This window comes from Thiorhodovibrio litoralis (genome assembly GCF_033954455.1).
Classification (GTDB): Bacteria; Pseudomonadota; Gammaproteobacteria; order Chromatiales; family Chromatiaceae; genus Thiorhodovibrio; species Thiorhodovibrio litoralis.
In genome coordinates, this window is the sequence record NZ_CP121473.1 from 3472571 (window position 1) to 3493432 (window position 20862).

The following is a 20862-nucleotide window of genomic DNA, read 5'->3' on the forward strand; positions in this document are numbered from 1 at the left end:
CATGCTCATCGATCTTCTGGTCTCGGCGCTGGTGCTGCTCGGGACCGCCTTCGCGCTCATCGGCTCCATCGGTCTTGCCCGGCTGCCGGACTTCTTCACCCGGCTGCACGGGCCGACCAAGGCGACCACCCTGGGCATCGGCGCCATGCTCGTCGCATCGAGCCTGCACTTCAGCTCCCAGAGCGAGAGGCTGGCGCTGCATGAGCTGCTGGTCACGGTCTTTCTTTTCATGACCGCCCCGGTCAGTGCCAACTTGCTCGCCAAGGCGGCGCTGCATCTGCGGGTTCGCTCGATCGCGGCGATCCCTCGGGCGTTTCGCGACAGCGCAAATTTATAAATCAATACGTTACGGGCAAGTTTTGTGTGGCTCTGTGGAAGGAACATGTGGTCATGGAACATGTCCTCAAAACCCGATAGGAGCGAGCCTGGTCTTCTTGCTTGATGACCCTCAGGCCATCTGTACCCTGGTGGAATCGAGCTGAAGTCAGACCGACGTCGAGCCAGCCGCGTTGGCTGAGCAACACGACTGGCACCGGGTTTGCGTAAGCCAGGTTACATTATCCACCCATGACCTGACCCAAGGAGCTGTGTCGATGCCTGATCCTTCCGTGCTGTTCCACCTAAGCGACATCCATTTCGGGTTCGAGGATCCTCGCGCGCTCGCCTGGGCGAGGCAGGAAATCGCCGATCAGCGTCCTGATGCAGTGGCGATCACCGGCGATCTGACCATGCGCGCCAGGCAGCACGAATTCGACGCGGCCTGTGCCTGGATCCGCGCGCTCGAGGCGCCGGTCACAGTCGAGGTGGGCAATCACGATCTGCCGTATTTCAACCCAATCCAGCGTTTTTTCGATCCCTACCAGCGGATACAGGCCATCGCAGACAAGGTGGAGGTGGAAATCAACTTGCCCGGGCTGATCCTGGTGCCGCTCAAGACAGTGGCTCGCTGGCAGCCACGTCTGAACTGGTCAAAAGGCTGGGTGACCGAAGCGGCGCTCGAGCGCTGTCTCGCTACGCTCGACGCCCTGCCCCAAGGGACACGCGCGCTGGTGATGGCCCACCATCCCCTGCGCGAAGTCGGCACCAAGGGTACCGCCCTGACCCGCCACGGTCAGAAGGCGCTGACGGAACTAGCCAAGCGCCCGGTGCTGGCGGTGCTTTCAGGCCATGTCCATGACGCTTTCGACCTCACCGAGAAGACCCCGGAGGGGCCGGTGCGCATGATTGGTGCCGGCACCCTGTCGCGGCGGCTACGTTCCACCCCGCCGAGTTTCAATGAACTGCGTTGGGATGGCGAAGAACTGCGCGTCACCGTGCGCAATCTTGAGGATCACGCCACGCCAGAGATGATGATCGGTGACGTGCCCGAGGATGCGACCCCGCCGCGCGGTCCGGGCGAGCCGGTCGCGCCTGTCGAGCAGGTTCCGCAGACCGATCCGCCTGTGCACTAATCAAGCGCATTGATCATGCTTGAACAAACCCTGGTGCAATGTCCCTATTGTGGCGAAACCATCACGACCGAAGTCGATGGCTGGGACAGCCATCATTTTATCGAGGATTGCCCGATCTGTTGCCGACCGATAGAATTCCATGCCGAGATGAATGGCTGGGGCAAGCTGGTGCAATTGAATGCCTACCGCGAGGATGACTAACCCATACCATTACCCATAACTATCCCCGACGCTGCGGTAAGCCTCCAGCGCCATGACAAAATCGGGGATGCGCTGCAACCCAATCCAGAGCGTCTTCGGTCCCGGGAACCCATCGGATTTGCGGTTGAGAAAGCCACCGAGGGTCGCGACCATACGCACCATGGTATCGAGCGAGGGTGGCTGCTCGGGTGGGGCTTGGCGCTGGGTGACCAGATAGACCGCCTTCCATTCCTCCTCGGCAAAGACCGCACCGCACGGCAGCTCCGGGCACTCGCGCCCGAGCATGGTCAGGTACAGCACCCGCCAGGCGATGATCATGTACAGAGCGAGCGCCGGCTCCAGGCGCTCGCGCGTCTCGAGTTGCAGCTCCTCGATGCGGCAGCCGCTTTTTAAGATCCGGAAAAAAATCTCCACTTGCCACCTGCAAAGATACCAGGAGAGCGTCTCGATGGCCTCCTCGGCGCTCTGCACCGCCAGATTGGTCAGCAACAGCCAGTTGAGTGGCTCCTCGCCGGCGGGTGGATTGACCTCGGTGGCGAGCAAGGCCGTGACCGTGACATCGGGCAAGGTGCGATCCGGGCGCCAGGGTGCCTTCAGGGTCACGCGCACCACCTTGATCTCCTGCTTGACCTGGCGTGCTTTGGCCCCCTTGGTGGCGGGACGCTCGAAGGTGATCTCGGTGAGCACCGCAGCGGCGTCCAGGGCCTCATTGAGCTTTCTGCCATCGGCCAAGCAGCGGTCGCGATGCTGCACCCGTACCAGCCAGTCAGCGCTATGTTCGGGAATAGGGGCTTCAACAAACAGGTCGTAGATGTCGCCCTCGCGATCGGCAACATAGGTCAAGCGCGTGTCGCTCAGTTGCTCGGCCAGCGCATTGACGCGCCCGTAGCCATCGACCCAGCGCACGCTTTCTTTCTCCTCCAGCGGGCGCCATGGGTCTTTGTCCTGGCCTAAGCTCCCGGGCTCGCGCGTGAAGGTGTGCAAGTCGAGCAGCCCCAGCGCGACGCGCTCGGGCGTGACCGCCAAGGTGGGATGGATGAACATCCCATAGCGGCTCTCAAAGTTCAGCGGCCCAAGACCGGCGATGCCTTTTTTGCTCGAGAAGTCCAGCTCGCTGGTATCTTGAATGCACAGCACCCGGGGATGTTCGCGCAGACGTGCTTCAGTGCAGGCGAAATGAGGGGCGAGCACCTGCTCGGCGGTGACCCTGGGATGATCGAAAAAGCGATAGGCGGCCCGGGTCTCATACCAGCCATTGCAGGCCCCGGGGATGCTCTGTGTCGGCTTGGCACCGAGGGTTTCAAGCACCTGTTGGGCGCGGTGATTCAGGCGCTGATCACCCAGGGAGATATTCTTCAGTTCCGCGGCCAGCTTGGATTCAGGCGCGCTCATGCCACCACCACCCCCAGGGCGGCGCGGAAATCGCCCGAGAGCGGATAGACATAGACGGCTTTGCGCGCCAGCGCGGCCTGATGGGTGCGGTCGGTCTTGCCCCGTCCGGTGGTCTCGCCCAGATACTGCCAGTTGGCGGCGCGGTAACAGGTACCGGCAAAGCGCGGGGTCTCGACGAAGGTCTCCAGCAGCACGACGCGCTCGCCGTAGCGGGCAGGAAAGTCGACAGCGACTTGTCGCGCGGCCAAGGACAGCACCTTGGAGGCGAGGTGTTTGACCTGCACCCAGGGCAGGATCAGGAAGCGGGCGTTGTTGAGCACGCGCCCCAAGTGCGCTTGGCGCTGCGCGGGCATCCAGCCAATCCAGCGGTCGCGGGCGGCGACTGTCCAGGCCGCCGCACCAAAGCCGATGGCGCCGAGCAGGCCGCCATCCCATTGGATCAGGTAGCGCAGCTGCGCTCCGGGCAGTGGGCTGTAGCCGAGGTAGTGGTAGCGCTCGATCAAGCTGTTCCATACGTGCGAGGCACGTCGGTCACCCACAGACGCCAAGTGCAAGCCGCTGAGCGCGCGCAGCGGGCCGGACACTGGGACCGGTTCGGGGCAGGTCTCGGGGCAGGTCTCGGGGCGCGGTACGAAGCGCCGCCCATTGCCATTGCCCCAGCTCGGTGGCGGCAGCGCGATGAGTCCGGCGCGATGCAGACGCAGCAGCCCCACGCGGGCACTCATGAGCTTCGGGCGGCCTTGGATATCGGTCCAGTCCAGCGCGCGACACACCCGCCGCGCAATCTCCGCGCGCAGCGGCGGCTGCGCCAGCGTGATCTCGTGGCGGATCCGCGCTAAGTCGGTCTCGTCGAAGGGGCGCCCACATAGGCGGCTTGGAATGGCTTGGTCCATGGTCTCCCGTCCCGTCGGTGATGAGGATGGGACGGCATCTCAGCAGATCTCGGTAGCTGTGTCCAGCCCCCGGCGACGCTGGGAGCGGGGAGATATGGGTAATGGTATGTGACTAACCCACTGCGTTCAGGCCCTTGTATTTTAACGGCATGAATACAAAGCAAACCGGCCAGGGTGCGCGCGGCCTTTGGGCAAATCCCCCGCGCCGCGGTGCATTTGCCCCGCCACCAGCACCAACATCTGGGCCGGCTCCCTGCCACATTCACCAAGCCGCCAAGGATAAATCCCGCCACGCAGAGCCGCGCGACGGTTTTTCATTCCTTTGGCCATCAACTTGGCACGTGGTCTGCAACCCCTGAGGGCGAGTGCCCCGGCAGATTGTTCAGCTGAACCCAAAGCCGGGGAGAACCGCGAAACCAACACAGGAGATGCCTGATGCCCAAGACAACCCTGAAATCACTCATCGCCGCCACATTGACCACTGGCACACTGACCTTTGGCCTGCTCGGCGCCGCAGGGACAGCCCAAGCGATGAATCCCTACGCCCAACCGGATGAGGCCTGGATCAGCCTAAGCGGCACGGTAGATTCGGTCTCGCCCGACACCTTCAAGCTGGATTACGGTGACGGCAGTATTTTCGTCGAAATGGACGATGGCGACCGCGATGGCGACGCCTACAAGCTGATCCCGGGCGATAAGGTCACAGTCACCGGGCGCATCGACGATGACCTGTTCGAGTCCACCTCCATTGAGGCGAGCAGTGTCTATCTCGAAAAGCTCGGCACGACCTTTTATTCCAGTGCGGCGGATGAGGAAGACCCGTACATCACGGTCATCACACCCATCGTGATTGCCCGAACGACGGTGGTCGGCACCGTCGAGAACGTCGGGGACAACATGTTCCGCGTCAATACCGGCCAGCAGGATGTCAATGTGATGACCGCTGGCATGAGCTATGACCCGCTTGATGATGAAGGCTATCAGAAGGTCGAGACCGGCGATCGCGTGCATGTCACTGGCAAGCTCGATAAGGATTTCTTCACCGCACCGGAACTGATGGCTGAGAGCATCGTGGTCCTCAAGGATTCCAGTCAGGACCAAGGCCAGCAGAACGCCAAAACTGCGGACACCGGCAGCGGCCAAAGCTGATCGGCTGCGGCTCGGGTCGGGGCGGCGCTCGCACGCTGCTGCCGCGACCACCGCAGCAATGGAAAACGGGGGCGGCGCCAGCCACGAGCGCCGCCCTCTGATGCTGACCGATGAATCCCTCCACCTTCTCCTTAACCGCCGCCCTGCTGTGGTTTGGCCTCGGCACCCTGACCATCGCGCTGCTCGGGGCCACGCTGACCCGGCTAGCGGATCGTCTGGCCGATCATACCGGCCTCGGCGAGGCAGTGTTCGGCAGCGGTGCTGCTGGGCGCGACGACCTCTCTGCCGGGCAGTGTCGCCTCGCTCACGGCGGCCCTGGCCGGACATCCGGAACTGGCCGTCAGTAATGCCGTCGGCGGCATTGCCGCCCAGACCGCTTTTCTGGTGGTGGCGGATGCTGTCTACCGCCGGGCCAATCTCGAGCAGGCCGCTGCCTCGGTGCCGAATCTGTTCAACGGTGCGCTCTGCTTGCCTTGCCGCTGCTGGCCGCCCTAGCCCCGGAGATGGCGGTTTGGGGCATGCACCCGGCCTCGGGTGTGATGCTCGCCATGTACCTGGTTGGTCTGCGCCTGGCGACCCAAGCCCGGGACGCACCGGCCTGGCAACCGGTGCGCACCAGCGACACGCGCGAGGATGCGCCGGATCCCGACGTCGCGGGCGCGAACATCGGGTGGATTTTCCGGTCGTCCTTCTCGTGTGGAGGTGCGTGGTCTCAAGCCCCCCGATGCGCAATGGCATCGGGCTCATCATCGTTGTCCTACATGGACATAAGCGCGTGTTTGGCGCCAGCAGGATTTCTGAGTGCTTTACGCAAGATCAAACCGATCCGCGTTCATTACCTTCGTCCAGGCGGCGACGAAGTCGCGCACGAACTTCTCCTGATTGTCATCCTGGGCATAGACCTCGGCATAGGCGCGCAGGATGGCATTGGAGCCAAACACCAGATCGACCCGCGTCGCCGTCCATTGGACCGCATCGGTCTGGCGATCACGGATCTCGTAGCGGTGATCGCCCGCAAGTTCCCAGCGGTAGGCCATGTCGGTCAGGTTGACGAAGAAGTCGTTGGTTAAGGCGCCCTCCCGCTCGGTGAAGACGCCATCCTTGGTACCGCCATGATTGGTCCCCAACACCCGCAGCCCGCCGACCAGCACGGTCATCTCCGGGGCTGTCAGTCCCATCAACTGGGTGCGGTCGAGCATGAGTTCTTCGGCGCTGACGGCATAGTCCTGTTTCAGCCAGTTGCGATAGCCGTCGTGGATGGGTTCGAGCGGCTCAAAGGACTCGGCATCGGTCATCTCCTCGGTGGCATCGCCGCGTCCGGGTGCAAAGGGGACCTTGATCGGGCAGCCCGCCGCTTGGGCGGCCTGCTCGATGCCAAGATTGCCGGCCAGCACAATGACATCGGCCAGGCTGGCGCCCGCCTCGGCGGCGATGGGTTCCAGCACGCCCAGCACCTTGACGAGACGGGCGGGTTCGTTGCCTTCCCAGTCCTTCTGCGGCGCCAGACGAATGCGCGCGCCATTGGCTCCGCCGCGCATGTCGGAGCCGCGGAACGTTCGGGCACTATCCCAAGCGGTGGCGACCCGCTCGCCAATGCTCAGTCCACTGGCGGCAATTCGGGCCTTGACGGCCTCGACATCATAGTCGCTGCGCCCCGCCGGGATGGGATCCTGCCAGATCAGGTCTTCCTTGGGCACCCAGGGGCCGAGATAGCGCGTCTTGGGGCCCATGTCGCGATGGGTCAGCTTGAACCAGGCGCGTGCGAAAACTTCCGAAAGGTACTCGGGGTCTTGGTGGAAGCGCTCGGCGATTTCCCGATAGACCGGGTCCATCTTCATGGCCATGTCGGCATCGGTCATGATCGGGTTGTATGAGCGTAATCACGATAATTGCGGGACCCATTTCCAAGCCATTTGAAGGACATGGAATGCGTGTGGGATCACGGGGGCCGTTACTGGCCGACAGCGGGAAGCCGGAATCGTGAACCACGCTTCCCCCCTGAGGGGGGAGAGACGCAGCGGGTTCAGTTGCCTCTAGCGCTCTGGCGAATGGCGCGAGCGAGGGTGTAGCGGGCATAGCGCTCGGCATCGGCTCCGCGACGCGGGGACGCGCGCTCGAGCAAGCGCTGGTAGACCGTGGTCGGTGCAAGGCCCGCCTCAAGAGCGCCGCAGACCCAGCCCCATTCGCGGGCGGATTCGGACGGATCCCCGGTGGATAAGCGCGCCCGTGGAGCGCAGTTGACGACTGGCGGCGGAGCCGGAGCCATCGTTGGCAAGGCCGGAGTTGGATCCCAGACGCGCTCCTGCGGGCTTGGTCGCCGAAGGACATTGACCCACTCCCCGCCACGCTTGGCATTCTTCATCCCGGCGAGCCGACCGAGGTGCTCACCGGAGACCGAGCCCGGATCGGCGCCAACGCGCGGGATCAGCCAACGCTGCACATCACAGCGCTGCGCCTCATCGAGCGCGCGGGTCAGCCGTAGCCACAGGTGGCAGCCCCCGAGCGTCGAAGTCTGCACCACCAGGGCCGCATAGTGCCGAGCGATGCGCTGCGCCATCGGCCGTGCGACATCATCGAGAAACACCATTGGCCAGGGATAGCCGCGGGCTGGACGGATATAAATATCGGCCTGTTGGACATTGCGCGCTCTGGCCAGCCCCAACGGAAGCTGATCCAAAGAGCGATCATGGAACCACAGCATCGTCGCCTTGGCGGTGCGCACCGCCAAATCGGCACGCACGATGCCAGCGTCGTGCCATGCCTCAAGCATCACGGCGGTGTGTCTTGCCGCTGTCATGGCCTGGTGCGGGCGCTCAGCGCTCAAGCGGCTCATCAGGCGCCCGCCCTGGCACTCGGGCGTTGGCGGGCGTTGCCCGCCGCTGAACCAAACACCTCAAGGTAGAGTTGTTCATCGAGCTGCGCGCGTTCGAGCCGAGCAGCCTGCGCCAGCAATTCTGCCGCCATGGTCGTGAGCACGCGATAATTGCCCAACGCATGCTCAGCGAGCGTCTTCATCAGCCCTGCGCTCATCAGACTCGCATTGCCGGCACTGTGTTGTAAATGCTCCAGGCAGGCGACCAGCGCCTCGCGACTGGCATACTCCATACTCAGGCGCGTACGGATACGACTGCCCAGCGGCAGCAACTCCTCACGGCGCAGCTTGGTCGCCAGGCGGCCATCGCCGGCCAGGATCACGCTCAACAACGTGCGCGAATCGAACTGCATGGAGGTCAGCAGACGCAGCTCATTGAGCACCGTCGGATGCATCTCCTGCGCCTCGTCGATGAGCAACACCGGGCGCAACAGCGTCGTCTCCAGATGCGCCAGCCAGCGCTCGCGCAGGATCTTGAAGCCACCCCAGCGGTTATGGGGCTTGAGGTCAACGGCGAACAGATCGCCCATCTCGCGGTAGAAGTCCGCCACCTTCGAGCTGGGATGCGTGAGCGCCCCAACGCTGATATCGGGCAGCTGGCGCAGACGCTCATCGAGCAGGCGCAGTACCGCACTCTTGCCGGTACCCGGATCACCTTGAATGAGCGCAAAACCGCCTTCGCGGATCAGGCTCTGCTCGATGCGCCAGCAAAACTGCTCCACCGGCGCGCTGCGATGCAGTGCCGCCGTCGGCAGCTCCGGGGAGAACGGATTGAACTTCAGTCCATAGAGGGCCAGCAGGGTCTTGTTCATCGACTGGATTCCAGGTCATCGTGTTTTGGCAGATAGGCCGGCGGCAGACCGGTGGCGGCATACTCGGCGAGCAAGTCGCGCAGCAACGGTGGCAGCGTCGTGGCGCGTTGTGATGGCGGTGGCGGTGCGCCGGCGGGCTCAAGGCGCCGACGCTGCCCGGAGGCATTGGCGGCTTTATCGAGGGGATAGAGGCGGCAGAGGATGGCGCCCGAGTGGGGATCAACCACGTCCACAGCACTCAGATCCCAGCGGGCATAAGCGATATGCAGTTGCTCAAGGTGACGCAAGCGCGCCGGCACCTCGAAGCGCTTGCCCGCCAGGCTGAGCGTCCCATCGCTGCGGCGCTGACGGCGTTGGACGCGACAACGAAAAGCGGCGCGGACCTGCTCGCTGTCCGGACAGGGGCGCCCCACGTTGGGCGCATCGAGAAGACGCGCAAGCGGCGTGGCGGCGGTCTCACTGTGGACCTTGCGGTGGTACTCCTGCTCCACCCACGCCTGAGTGAGGGTGTTGAGCCGCTGCAGGCTCAGCTCCTCCAGCCCCTTAAGCATCGCCATCAGGCGGCCTTCCAGCGTGGCCCAGAAGCGCTCCTGCTTGGCGTTCTGATACGGGCTGTACGGCAGGGTCGGCTCGTGGAGGATGCCCAGCGCATGCAATCCGGCGGTGAATTCCTCGGCCTGCATTGCCGCGCCGTTATCGCTCATCAGGGCGCGCGGCAGCCCGCGCTTGTGCAACGCCTGTCCCAGACCATGCACCAAGGTCTCGGTGGTCTCATCGAGGTACCACTGCAGATGGCAGATCAGGCGCGAGTGATCGTCGATGACCGCCAGCAGCAGGGGCTTGACCCAGACGCCACCCCGGGTGAGGACGTTGCGCGAGCCATGATGAAAGTCCAGATGCCACAAGGCATGGACATACTGGGCTTCATAGCTGCGCACCTCGCAGGCCTCCAGGCGCCGCGCGGCCTGCTCGGCCCCGGGTGTCTTGCGCGCCGGGACACGCCGGCGGTGCAGGCCCGCGCGCTTCATGAAGCGGCGCACGGTGGCATAGGAGGGCAGCGGCCCCAGGGTTTCATCGCCCGCGCACAAGGCGGCGAGGTTGTCGTAATGCAGCTGCACCGTCCAACCGGGGTAGTCGCGGTATTGCGCCTGTACGGCCTCCATCAGGCGCGGGCTCAGCGCGCGCTGCTCCCCGGCATCGCTGCGCCGGCGCGGGCGCAGTGCGGTCACCGGGTCTTGGGCATCGCGTGCGAGGTAATACCAACGCTCCAAGGTGCCAAAGCTAAAACTGACCGCCCGCCCAGTCACCGGATGGCGCCATGACTTGGCCGCTAGCGCCTTCAGCCGCGCGCCCAGCGCGTTCGCCGGCGCAGGATCAGCCAATAAAGGACCAATAATGGCAAAGCGCAACCGCGCCCAACCATCGGGATCACCGAGGCCGTTGTCATCGGACATTCGTCTTCACCTCCCAGTTGTTTCACACATCACCGGGAGTCTAGAAGGCGCCGCCCAGCGGCGCGATGAGGTCTTCTGCGGGTTGGCGTTGCCCTACAGCGAGCCTGTCGCTGTCGTGCTCGGGGCGATCAATATCAGCAGTTGCACGACGCGCTCGGACAACGCTTTTGCGCTCAATTTTTCCAGCAGGGATCCTGGCAGGTGCTCGGTGGCGATCGGCGGCATCAACAGACCAGCCAAGGATCGAAAGCAGCGGGTTTGCACAAACTGCTCACGCCACCAGTGCTGCCACCGCCGCAGGGTTTGGACGGTGACACCGAGCGTCTTGATCAAGCGCTGGCGACGCGATGCGCTCAGCCCGCAATGCAGGGCGGAAATCAGCACGACGATGACCCCGAGATAGACCTTGCGGCCCAGAAACCGAACGGAAGGCGGGGTGCTGCGCCGCCGGCACCCGTCCGCGGCACAGCAGAAACTCAGACGGCTCTGGTAGCTCTCATCCAAGACGCCACGCACACCTCGGGGCTTACGCGGATAACGGGCGCTGTGCAACGCACCACCGCAGTCACAGCCGCCCGCGCGGACTTCCTCGGCAATCGACTCGTCGATCCGGGTGAGCAGTTGGTAAAAGTTCGTGTCGGCAAGAAAGGCGTGACACACTGGGACTGTCTCCTGGTTTTTGGCGAAATTCGGAGACAGCCCTCTCGGACAACTTGCGTCAAGTTGTTTGAGGGGGTTTTTTGTTTTCCCTCACTGAATTTGCTCAGAATCGCGGCCGATTCCCGCAAATAGTCTGCTCAGGCTCAGTTGTAGCGGATTGAGGGGTCCTCGACATCCACCGGCTTGTCTTCTTCCTTGATGTCGACCGGCTCCCACTGCCAGGCGCCGGCCGGACTCTTTTTCAGCGCCCACTCGTGATTGAGTAGCATGGCGAAGTAGCCGTTATCCCACTGCGTGGGCCGGGTGGTCCAGGCGCCTTCGATGCCGCTGCCCATGGTATCGCGGCCGATGCCGCGCTGGGTCTTGTTGAGCCAGCCGAGGCCCTGATCCTCGACATCCGCCGCCTCCGGGTCCGGCCCGAGCAGTGCCTCCTGGCCGTTGCCATGGCACTTGCCGACGGTATGGCCACCGGCGGTCAGGGCGACGGTCTCCTCGTCATCCATCGCCATGCGCGCGAAGGTCTCGCGCACATCGATGGCGGTCTTGAGCGGATCGGGCTGGCCGTCGACACCCTCCGGGTTGACGTAGATGAGGCCCATCATCACCGCAGCCAGCGGATTCTCCAGCTCACGCTCACCGGAGTAGCGGCTGTTGGGATCATCGCTCGTCGCCAGCCATTCCTTCTCCGCCCCCCAGTAGGTATCCTTCTCCGGATGCCAGATGTCCTCGCGGCCAAAGCCGAAGCCGAAGGTCTTCAGCCCCATGGACTCATAGGCGACAGTGCCGGCAAGGATGATCAGGTCGGCCCAGCTAAGCCTGTTGCCGTATTTCTTCTTGATCGGCCACAGCAGCCGGCGCGCCTTGTCTAGGTTGACGTTATCCGGCCAGCTGTTGATGGGCGCGAAGCGCTGATTGCCGGTGCCACCGCCACCGCGCCCATCGGCGATCCGGTAGCTGCCAGCGGCGTGCCAGGCCATGCGGATCATCAGGCCGCCGTAGTGGCCCCAGTCCGCCGGCCACCAGTTCTGACTAGCGGTCATGAACGCGTGCAGGTCTTGTTTGAGTGCCTCGACATCGAGCTGCTTGACGGCGGCACGATAGTCGAAGTCCTCGCCCAGTGGGTCGGTTTTGCGATCATGCTGATGCAAAATATCGAGATTCAGCGCCTTAGGCCACCAGGCCATGTTGGTGTCACCGACGGACGTATGAGCCCCGTGGATGACCGGGCACTGACCTGCGCTGGTCTTTGCGGTGTTCTCCATTGATTTCTCCTCGCGTGGTTGGTGTTGTTTCACATCATCATCAAGCGCACGAGCAGGGTACGAGGCGCTGAACCAAGCAGCCAATCGTTTGGGCGAATCGCGCGTATCGCCGGGGCCGATGATGACCGACAACGCTCAGGTGGACGTGATGAGCCCGTACTTGCGCACCCGATAGCGCAGCGTCTCGCGGGTGGTGCCGAGCATGCGCGCGGCGGCGGTGACATTGCGGTTGCTGCGCTCCAGCGCGGTTTGAATGATGGTGCGGTCCATGTCCTCGAGCGCCAAGGAGCCGTCGAGCGGGATGATCAGCCGGTCGCCCTCGACGCCGGGGCCGGTGGTGTCCTGCGGGCTCGGTTGCGCCACGCCCTGGCCGAGTTGCATCCATTCCAGCGGGAAGACTTCGCCGGTCGCGAGCAGCACCGCGCGCTCGACCACATTGCCGAGTTCGCGCACATTGCCCGGCCATGAATAGGCGCGCATGCGGGCGTAGACTTCTTCGGGAATCTCGCGCACCTGACGCCCGGAGCGGGCGTTGTTCTCGGCCACCAGGGCGGGAACCAGATCAGGAAGGTCATCAAGGCGCTCGCGCAGTGGTGGCAGGTCGAGGCGAAAGACGCTCAGGCGATGGTAGAGGTCGCTGCGGAACGCCCCGTCCTGGACTTGCTGGGCCAAGTCGCGATTGCTGGCAGCGATCAATTGCAGATCGACCGGGAGACTCTTCTCGCTGCCGAGACGGCGCACTTGGCGGTCTTCGAGTACCGCGAGTAATTTGGCTTGCAAGTCGAGGTCCATCTCGCCAATTTCATCGAGAAACAGCGTCCCTTCGTGGGCTTGTTCCAGATAGCCGCGATGGCGCCCTTTGGCGCCGGTGAAGGCACCGGCCTCGTGGCCGAAGAGTTCGGATTCGAGCAGCTCGCGCGGCAGCGCGGCGCAGTTGACTTCGACCATGGGACCGGCGGCGCGCGGGCCGCCGTGATGCAGGATGCGCGCGACCAGGCCCTTGCCGGTGCCGGTCTCCCCACCCAGGATCAGGGCGCTGAAGGGCACCTCGGCCAGGCGTTCGATCAGCGCCCGGGTCTGGGCGGTGACGGTGCTGGAACCCAGGTAGCTGGCAGGACTGTACTTGCGCCGCTGGTTGCGCGCGTCCTGGTGCAAGCGCCGCTGGGCCAGGGCGGCGCGCTTGGCGCCGCCGAGCACCACCGCCAGGCGATCAAGCGGACAGGGTTTTTCCAGAAAATCGTAGGCGCCAAGGCGCAGGGCGCGCACCGAGTCGGTGACCCCGCCATCGCCGGTGAGAAAAATCCACTCACCCGGCACGCCCTGCCCGCGAACGGCTTCGAGCAGATCCAGCGCGTTGCCGTCGGGCAGGTTCATGTCAGCGAGGATGACCAGCGGCTCGAAGGTCTCACCGCTCAGAATGTCACGCGCCTCGGCCAGGGTCGCGGCGGTGCGCGTGTCCCAGTCCTGGCGGCCAAAATGGCGCGCCAGTTCATTCGCCAGCAGGGTCTCGTCTTCGAGGATCAGCAGTGGGTTGGACATAGACAGGGCCAGATCATGGCGCTTGAGGGGTTCGCGTGAGGCGTTCGCCTTTGTGAAGCGATCAGTTGGTAATGCGCGGCCCCTCGTCTTTCGTGGGGGCTGTGCGACAGCGCTGGGGTGCGTCGATGGAGACGGCATTGGGAAACATGTCGAGCCAGGTCAGGCGGAAGCCATAGCCGTTGATATTGACTTTCTCCTGCGGGCATTCACGGGTGACGCGACTGGCAACGGATTGTAGATCGGCAGAATCGAACTTGAAATACGGCGGGGTGAAGCCGGCGTCGGTGTTCTTAAAGATCAGGGTATTGGCAGTGCCGGCGCGCACCGTCTCGATGCGATACTGCACGTCGCGCCCGTCGCCGGTCACGCCGGTGATTTGCACCTCCCAGGAATCCGGCCCCCAGCGCAGCCACAGGAAGCCGAGGATCAGCACCGCGATGATCACCGCCGTGATGGTGAGTTTGCGTTTGATGGTCATGGTGTTGGTCTCAGTCATGGTTTTCTCCTTGATCGCGTGATTGCGGGGTTGAATGGCCGGGGACGGCGGGCGCCCGCCGACTGGGGTCGCGCCGATTCAGTTCAGCTTGAGCTTGGCGCGGGTGTTGCGGCCGGTTCAACGGCTGACTCCAAGGTTTTCACGCGCAGCAACAAGCGGCTTGGTTCAATCTGCACCACCCCGCCCTGTTCGGCGGCAAAGCGTCGCAGCCGCTTCAGCCGCAGATGGGCGAGTCCCTGGCCCAGGATTTTGCGCTCCAGACAGTGATCAAACGGCTCGCGCGGGGCCACGGGCGTGAAGGACACGTCTGCCATGGGCGCATTGCCAGTCGGGGTCGGGGCCGGGGTCGGGGTCGGGGTCTGGGCCAGCGTCAGACCAACCTGCCCATCGCGGCTGCACAGGCGCGCCAAGGCCAGGCCCTGCCACAAGGCCAATTCGCCGTCGTTGGGCGCGGCCGCGATCCAGATCGGCTCCGGGTCGAACGGGTCGCAAACCAGGCTCTCGGTCTGCGCCAAGCGCGCACAGGCGGCGTTCAGATCCATCCCCCGCGACCCCGGCCAGCGCGGCACCACATTGTTGAGGGTTTCCTCCAGTGCCTGTTTGAGCTTGGAACTGGCGCGCAAGGCGACCTGCAAGCGCTCGGCAACCTCTGAGCCGGACTGCTCCATCGCCAGGCTCTCGCATACCAACTCGATGGCGCCGAGCGGACTGCGCAGGCGGTGGGCTAAGTCCCGTGCCTGCTCGGCCACCAGGAACTGGCATTCGAGATCGACCCGGCAGCCGTCGGGCTGGCGGAGGTCGTCGCCCCGCGTGGCTTCCGCGCCCTGATGCGTTGGCGCTGACTTGGCCTCTTGGCCGTGGTGGCTGTGACTGTTCTTCATGGGTTTTGACTCTGGCTCAAACGCCATCGGCGGCGTTGCCGGTCTTTCCTGCTGGTGCAAGTGGCTTGTTGCAAGGATCTATGCAAAGCCGATGCCAGAACTGAGAGCGGCGCATCCCTGGTGGCAAAGAGTCCGCATTGTCAGGACTTCCAGCCAGCCGCCTGTCGCGAATGACTAGGCGAAAACGGTCAATGAACCCATCATATCGGTTTAAATGAACCAGATGCGGTTCAATTGCACCAGCGCCGGCGAAATCGCCAGTCGGCTCGGTTCAATCTGCACCGAGGAATTTCAGAACAATGAAACTGCCGTGGCGCGGCGTACTCGGACTGCTTGGCCTGGCCGGGCTCTAAACCAGGCCAATCCGCCATCGGTCTTCCTCCGCTGGATGGCCTGAATACCCAGCCTCATCGGCGTGTTCCTGCGATCTGGCCGCCGGGGGTTGTCCCCGCCGGACAACCAGATGCATGTGGCTGCGGTACAGCTACGTTCTACCACACCGCCGGTTCAAAGCCAGGCGGGGTGCGCAGGTCCATCTGTTCGCCATTCTGGCAGAGCACATACAACCCGCAGGCGACGGCGTATTGGGTGACTTTTTCTTCCACCACCATCCCCGCCACGGCGCCCATGACCTGATGGTCTTTGTAAATGGGCAGGACGCGCTTGAGTTTACCCAGGCGCTCCAGATGGGCATCAATGTGTGCTTCCACCAGCTTGCTTTTGCATTCAACGCCGACGAGCGCTCCATCGTTGACGACTAACAGGTCAATCTCCAGCGCCACGCCGTTGCGTTTGGCGCTGATGTTTGGATAGACGGCATGGACATCGATGCCTTGGTCACGAAGCAAGCGCACCACAGCAGGCGTGACCAGGTGTTCGACAAACTCGCCGAGGCGATTGCCAATGTCGCCCAGATTCTTTGAGAGTTGTTTGACCAGGCGGTCGGTCTCCTGAAACTTGCGATCAGTGTCCTGAAACTTACGGTCGGTCTCCTGAAACTTGCGATCGGTGTCCTGAAACTTGCGGTCGGTCTCCTGAAACTTGCGATCGGTGTCCTGAAACAGCCGCCAGACATCATCGAAGGTGGGGTTAGCGTGGGTCATCGGCTTGGCTCCTTGTTTGCTTCCAGCGGCTGGCTGGAATGCGCTGATAATAATCCAAAATCCGTGCGCTTTGCGGGTTTGAGCAGCAGATGATCGAAGAGCGCGGCGGCGTCGGGCGTCTCGTGTGCCAAGCACTCCAGGTTGCTGTGCACCGGCACCAGGATAACTCAGGGTCTGTCACGGAATTCCCCCTGCTGAGTTCACCCAGGGATTTGCAGGCAGGCTGAGCGCCGGTGCGTGATTATGGGCCGCCGAACAGCAGTCCCAGATCGATTTCAAGCGCCTCGAACGGCGGGATGCGGACCTTGGCCGCCGTTTCTTCCAGGCCCTCGGCGGTGAAGATGGCGCGGTAGCATCCCGCGTCCAGGGCATAGGCGATCAGCGCCCGATCCTCAGGTGACACAATCCAATAGAAGGGCACGCCGGCGCGCTGCAAGCGCAGGAAATGCATGACGGTGTCCTTGCGTTCATGGCCCGGCGAGAGAATTTCGCACACCCAATCCGGCGCCAGGGACATGACGCCGGACGGGCGCTGCGGCAGCCGTTCCTTGCGCCACCCGGCCAGGTCGTGGCTGGGGCAATGGTGCTCGCTGTAACGGACGCTGATTTCGGGAACGATCCACCAGCCGCCCGGACCACCAAGCCGCTTCAAGGGGATTGTCTCTTCCACCAATCCCGACTGCGCCAGCCCATGCTCGAAACGACTCATCGCGCGCTCGACGATCTCGCCGTCGATCAGCTCGACGCGCGCGTCGCTGGGCCAGGCCATGAGGTCGTCGATGGTGTGAAGGCGTTGTGCTTCCATCAGCTGTTACTCGCAAGGTTAGCGGGTGGATCAGATCGCCGCTTCCAGCCGGGCAATGTCATCCTCGTGCAGCTCAAACAGCTGATCGAGACGGAGTGGCTCCGACTTCCAACAACCACCGCCGACGTTCTCCTCGCCATCATCAAGGGTGGAATTAGCGTGGGTCATCGGCTTGGCTCCTTGTTTGCTTCCAACGCGTCGCCTGGAACGCCCTGATGATAAACCAAACCCCCGCGCCAAATCACTGCGAGGCGGGTTTTAGCAGCAGATGATCAAAGAGCGCGGCAGCGGCTAAAGAATCCTCCCCGCAATCCGCTTGCTTCGTCATGGCGCTTTTTCCTTCTTGCGTCCACTCACGCATGGTGCGCCCGCTGGCAGCCCATGTGAAAACGCGAACCAGAAGTGGTGCTTTTCCACCGGCTACGGGGCCTTTGCACCAGGCCAATGGACATGATCGGGGCGCCTGTGCTGCCGCGCAGGCGACGCTGCGCCATCGCGTGCTTGTTGGCGCGACTTTTGCGTGACCTTAGCGCAAAACCGCAAAGCTCCAGGCAACATTGAGTTATGTCCACCTGCGCCTCTCGCGCATTGCTACTCCGCAAAAGGTGTTATACGATCAAGCCACAAGTCACGCCACGTAATCTGGCGCAGCATCACGGGAAACCTTCAGGTCACTGTTTTTTCACCATAACCTACGTCAATTGCCGGAAATAACCTCTGTTGATCATGTGGCTTTATTGTCGCGATGCCTCGGGCTTTGAACGCGATGCCTCGGGCTTTGAAATGGAGTAGTACAATGGAGATGTACACATGACAAACCAGAATCCAAAACAGACCAAAGCGCGCATCCTGGCGGTTGATGATGACCCCGTCACCAGGCTGCTCATCAGCAATGTGCTCGAAAAACACTTTGACGTGAGCACCGCCAGCAGCGGCAAGGAAGCCCTGTCGTTGTTTGAGCAGTCCACTCCGGATATGGTTCTGCTCGATGTCATCATGGAGGGCATGGACGGCTTCGCAGTCTGCACCGCATTGCGTGCGCACCCCAAGGGGCAACGCCTGCCTGTGGTCATGCTTACCTCCCAGGACGATCTCGCCTCCATCGCCCGCGCCTATGAGGTCGGCGCCACTGACTTCATCGCCAAGCCCATCAACACCGCGCTCATCGCCTATCGCGTGAGCTATTTGCTGCGCGCTTACGACACTCTGAAAGCGCTTGGCCTGCGCGAACGCCAACTGGCTGCGGCACAACGCATCGCCCAGCTCGGACACTGGGAGTTCCGTCGCACGCAGGGCTGCTTCTTGTTCTCCGAGTCCGCGCGGGAGTTACTGAAGCTGCCCGCCCAGCCTCAAGGTCATCGTCTTCCGCGCTTGCTTGATGCGGTGCATCCGGAGGACCGCGGCCAGGTGGCCCAATGCCTGCTTGGCCTGCCCAGTCTGCGCAACACCGCCGGGCTGCCGATCCAGTTCGAGCATCGCCTCAGCGCTGACGCGCGGGTGGTGCGACAAACGGCTGAATACTCCAGCGATGCCGAAGGCTGGCTGGGGACTGTGCAAGATGTCACCGCCGAGCACCACGCGGCGCAGCGCATCATCAAGCTAGCCTATTACGACGACACCACCGGCCTGCCTAACCGGGACTTCTTTGTCGAATGTCTTCAACACCGGCTCGACCACAGCAGCGACCTTGACCGGCTGCATATCCTGGTCATCGAGATGGATGCCATGAAACGGGTCGGCGTGGGCTGGGGCCAGGCCGTGACGGCCCCCTTGGTGCGCCACCTCACCCAGCGGCTGCTGGGCGAACTCGACCTGCAGCCACCCCGGGCGCCGCTGAAAGCCCCCCGAGGCCAGAGCGATCACCAACCGTTAATGCTGGCACGCATCAGCGATTCGGCCTTCGGGCTTTTGGTCGGCGGCAGCGCTGAGGAAACCCCCGCGCTCGCACGGCGGCTGCTCGATGAGCTAAGCCAACCGCTGGAGGTCGCCGGCATTGGCCTGTCGATCAAGGCCAAAGCCGGGATGGCCGATGCGCGCACATCGGACCTGGATGCCGACACCCTGCTCAACCATGCGCTGGCCGCAGCCGCCACCTACCAGGAATCCGCCGGCACGCGGCTGTACCAGCCCGACATCGGCAGCAATGAACGCAGCCGGCTCACCCTGGAGGCGCGCCTGCGCCGTGGCATTGATCACCAGGAACTCGAACTCTGGTATCAGCCGAAAGTCGATGGTCGCAGCGGCGCTCTGGTGGGCGCCGAGGCACTGGTGCGCTGGCGCGATCCCAGCGAGGGACTGATTCAACCAGGGCGCTTCATCCCGCTGGCCGAGGACAGCGGCCTGATCGTGCCTCTGACCAACCGGGTGCTGGACATTGCCTGCGCCGACCTGGCGCTGATGCACGCTCCGGGCCTGAACCCGGTCACAATCTCCGTCAACATCAGCGCCGCCCAGCTCGATGACGTGCGCCTACCGCAAGAAATCGCCGCGCGCCTGGCCCGCGCCGGTTTGACGCCTGGGGATCTGGAACTCGAGATCACCGAGCGCGCCCTGATGTCTCGCGTCGACAGCGTGCTCGGCACCCTGTCCGCATTGCATGAACAGGGCATCGGTTTGTCGCTCGATGATTTCGGTACCGGCTACTCCTCCCTGGGCTACCTCGGGCGCTTTCCGCTCGACATCCTGAAAATTGATCGCTCCTTTGTGATGGAGCTTGGCACCGGTGGCGCGAGCGAGACAGTCGCGCGCGCCATTGTCTCCCTGGCCGAGGGGTTGGGGCTGAAGGTCATCGCCGAGGGCATCGAAACGCAGGAACAGGCCCTTTGGCTGTGCGGAAACGGCTGCGACTGGCACCAGGGCTATTTCTACGCGCGACCGCTGGAACGCGAGGTCTTTTTGCGTCTGCTCGACACCACTTCACCGCCAAATTGGAGCGCGCTGCCATGTCCCCCGAAATCCCCATCGCCTACCGCTTGCTGATTGTTGAAGATGACCCGGTGGATACCGCGATCATCCGCGAATTTCTCCACGACACCCCCTACCAACTCGAATTTGCCGGCAACGGCGAGGCCGCCTGGGTGCTGCTCGACGCTGAACCCGAGCGCTTCGACGCCATCATCCTTGATCGCGTCATGCCTGGACTCGGCGGCATCGATCTGCTGGCGCGCTTGGTCAAGGATGGGCGCTTTTTTACCCTGCCGGCGATCATGCAAACCGCCGCCACCACCCCGGAACAGGTCGCCGAAGGACTGGCTGCGGGCGCCTGGTATTACCTGGCCAAGCCCTACAGCGCCAACGCCCTGTGCCAAGTCATTCATGGCGCATTGAATGATCGGCAGCACCGGCTCGAATTGCACCGACTGGAACAAGAGCTGGACGACACCTGGCAGCTGTTGCGCGAAGGCCAATTTGAGTTTCGCACCCCACAACAGGCGCGGGTTCTCTCCGCCCGTCTGGGCGCCTTTTGCCCCGAGAACCCGCAATTGGCCATGGGTCTGTCGGAGCTGATGCTCAACGCCGTCGAACACGGCAACCTCGGCATTGGTTATGCCACCAAGGGCGCGCTGATTGCCGAGGACCGGCTCGGCGAGGAAATCGACCGCCGACTCGGCACGGCGGAGCAACAGGAGCGCTGGGCGCGTTTGGATTTTCGTCGCGACCGCGAGGCCATCCATGTGCGCATCCAGGACTGTGGCGCGGGCTTTGACTGGCAGCGCTATCTGGAGTTCGAGCCCGAGCGCATGTTCGACGCCCATGGTCGCGGCATCGCCATGGCGCGTCAGATGACCTTCAGCCGCCTGGAGTATCAAGGCAAGGGCAACTGTGTTGAAGCCAGCGCGCCCATTGTCCGCAGTTAGGACGCGCCCTTTGTAACGCCTAGTTCACCTGGAGG

Annotated in this window: 20 protein-coding genes and 2 pseudogenes; 8 read left to right on the forward strand and 14 right to left on the reverse strand. The window is 63.4% G+C overall.

What is annotated here, in order from left to right; all coding sequences use genetic code 11:
- The first annotated feature begins 1 nt into the window (after position 1).
- The 3 genes from Thiosp_RS15545 (at position 2) to Thiosp_RS15555 (ending at position 1652) form a co-directional block, all read left to right on the forward strand.
- Positions 2 to 337: a Na+/H+ antiporter subunit G gene (locus Thiosp_RS15545; protein ID WP_201067142.1), complete on the forward strand. Its 336-nt coding sequence runs from the start codon at positions 2 to 4 to the stop codon at positions 335 to 337.
- 256 nt (positions 338 to 593) lie between these two features.
- Positions 594 to 1451, forward strand: coding sequence for a metallophosphoesterase family protein (locus tag Thiosp_RS15550; RefSeq protein WP_201067140.1), 858 nt, complete (start codon positions 594 to 596; stop codon positions 1449 to 1451).
- Between the two features lie 15 nt (positions 1452 to 1466).
- A complete protein-coding gene (locus Thiosp_RS15555) occupies positions 1467 to 1652 on the forward strand; it encodes a CPXCG motif-containing cysteine-rich protein (protein ID WP_201067138.1) in 186 nt (61 codons plus the stop codon).
- Positions 1653 to 1661: 9 nt separating this feature from the next.
- Here the strand turns inward: Thiosp_RS15555 and Thiosp_RS15560 are convergent, their stop codons facing one another.
- A complete protein-coding gene (locus Thiosp_RS15560; RefSeq protein WP_323696528.1) occupies positions 1662 to 3044 on the reverse strand; it encodes an IS4 family transposase in 1383 nt (460 codons plus the stop codon).
- On the reverse strand, positions 3041 to 3937 hold the full coding sequence (locus Thiosp_RS15565) for a DUF4338 domain-containing protein (protein ID WP_201067135.1): 897 nt from the start codon (positions 3935 to 3937) through the stop codon (positions 3041 to 3043). Before Thiosp_RS15565 ends, Thiosp_RS15560 begins: the two co-directional genes overlap by 4 nt.
- Positions 3938 to 4372: 435 nt before the next feature.
- Here Thiosp_RS15565 and Thiosp_RS15570 point away from each other — a divergent pair, with 435 nt between their 5' ends.
- From Thiosp_RS15570 to Thiosp_RS15580, 3 genes are all read left to right on the forward strand, one after another.
- A complete protein-coding gene (locus tag Thiosp_RS15570) occupies positions 4373 to 5086 on the forward strand; it encodes a DUF5666 domain-containing protein (protein ID WP_201067133.1) in 714 nt (237 codons plus the stop codon).
- Positions 5087 to 5196: 110 nt separating this feature from the next.
- Positions 5197 to 5433: a hypothetical protein gene (locus Thiosp_RS15575; protein ID WP_201067131.1), complete on the forward strand. Its 237-nt coding sequence runs from the start codon at positions 5197 to 5199 to the stop codon at positions 5431 to 5433.
- A complete protein-coding gene (locus Thiosp_RS15580) occupies positions 5345 to 5581 on the forward strand; it encodes a hypothetical protein (protein ID WP_323696529.1) in 237 nt (78 codons plus the stop codon). Before Thiosp_RS15575 ends, Thiosp_RS15580 begins: the two co-directional genes overlap by 89 nt.
- A gap of 311 nt (positions 5582 to 5892) precedes the next feature.
- On the opposite strand, the pseudogene Thiosp_RS15585 reads toward Thiosp_RS15580, so the two are convergent.
- From Thiosp_RS15585 to Thiosp_RS15640, 12 genes and pseudogenes are all read right to left on the reverse strand, one after another.
- Positions 5893 to 6951 (reverse strand): annotated as a pseudogene (locus Thiosp_RS15585) (peroxidase family protein); the annotation flags it as partial.
- Positions 6952 to 7109: 158 nt separating this feature from the next.
- A complete protein-coding gene (locus tag Thiosp_RS15590) occupies positions 7110 to 7919 on the reverse strand; it encodes a DNA-primase RepB domain-containing protein (protein ID WP_323696455.1) in 810 nt (269 codons plus the stop codon).
- Positions 7919 to 8770: an ExeA family protein gene (locus Thiosp_RS15595; RefSeq protein WP_323696456.1), complete on the reverse strand. Its 852-nt coding sequence runs from the start codon at positions 8768 to 8770 to the stop codon at positions 7919 to 7921. The genes Thiosp_RS15590 and Thiosp_RS15595 overlap by 1 nt, the downstream gene beginning before the upstream one ends.
- Complete coding sequence (locus Thiosp_RS15600) at positions 8767 to 10224, reverse strand: DDE-type integrase/transposase/recombinase (protein WP_323696457.1); 1458 nt, start codon at positions 10222 to 10224, stop codon at positions 8767 to 8769. Before Thiosp_RS15600 ends, Thiosp_RS15595 begins: the two co-directional genes overlap by 4 nt.
- Positions 10225 to 10317: 93 nt before the next feature.
- The gene (locus tag Thiosp_RS15605; RefSeq protein ID WP_323696530.1) at positions 10318 to 10884 is read right to left on the reverse strand and encodes a hypothetical protein; all 567 of its coding nucleotides are present in this window, start codon (positions 10882 to 10884) and stop codon (positions 10318 to 10320) included.
- A 146-nt stretch (positions 10885 to 11030) separates the two neighbouring features.
- A pseudogene (locus Thiosp_RS15610) lies at positions 11031 to 12146 on the reverse strand (peroxidase family protein); the annotation flags it as partial.
- Positions 12147 to 12281: 135 nt separating this feature from the next.
- Positions 12282 to 13685, reverse strand: a complete 1404-nt coding sequence (locus Thiosp_RS15615; protein ID WP_201066821.1) for a sigma-54-dependent transcriptional regulator — start codon at positions 13683 to 13685, stop codon at positions 12282 to 12284.
- A gap of 61 nt (positions 13686 to 13746) precedes the next feature.
- Entirely contained in the window at positions 13747 to 14181 is a 435-nt protein-coding gene (locus Thiosp_RS15620; protein WP_242518567.1) for a DUF1523 family protein, read from the reverse strand.
- Positions 14182 to 14264: 83 nt separating this feature from the next.
- Positions 14265 to 15062, reverse strand: coding sequence for a histidine kinase dimerization/phospho-acceptor domain-containing protein (locus Thiosp_RS15625; RefSeq protein ID WP_201066819.1), 798 nt, complete (start codon positions 15060 to 15062; stop codon positions 14265 to 14267).
- Positions 15063 to 15553: 491 nt separating this feature from the next.
- Complete coding sequence (locus Thiosp_RS15630; RefSeq protein WP_201066817.1) at positions 15554 to 16165, reverse strand: DUF3782 domain-containing protein; 612 nt, start codon at positions 16163 to 16165, stop codon at positions 15554 to 15556.
- Positions 16166 to 16406: 241 nt separating this feature from the next.
- A complete protein-coding gene (locus Thiosp_RS15635; RefSeq protein ID WP_201066815.1) occupies positions 16407 to 16970 on the reverse strand; it encodes a Uma2 family endonuclease in 564 nt (187 codons plus the stop codon).
- Positions 16971 to 17000: 30 nt separating this feature from the next.
- The gene (locus tag Thiosp_RS15640) at positions 17001 to 17138 is read right to left on the reverse strand and encodes a hypothetical protein (RefSeq protein WP_201066813.1); all 138 of its coding nucleotides are present in this window, start codon (positions 17136 to 17138) and stop codon (positions 17001 to 17003) included.
- 642 nt (positions 17139 to 17780) lie between these two features.
- On the opposite strand from Thiosp_RS15640, the gene Thiosp_RS15645 reads away from it, so the two are divergent.
- Positions 17781 to 19949 carry a putative bifunctional diguanylate cyclase/phosphodiesterase gene (locus tag Thiosp_RS15645; protein WP_201066811.1) on the forward strand — a complete coding sequence of 723 codons (2169 nt, stop codon included), beginning with the start codon at positions 17781 to 17783 and terminating at the stop codon, positions 19947 to 19949.
- A complete protein-coding gene (locus Thiosp_RS15650; RefSeq protein ID WP_201066809.1) occupies positions 19913 to 20827 on the forward strand; it encodes a response regulator in 915 nt (304 codons plus the stop codon). Before Thiosp_RS15645 ends, Thiosp_RS15650 begins: the two co-directional genes overlap by 37 nt.
- Positions 20828 to 20862: the final 35 nt, after the last annotated feature.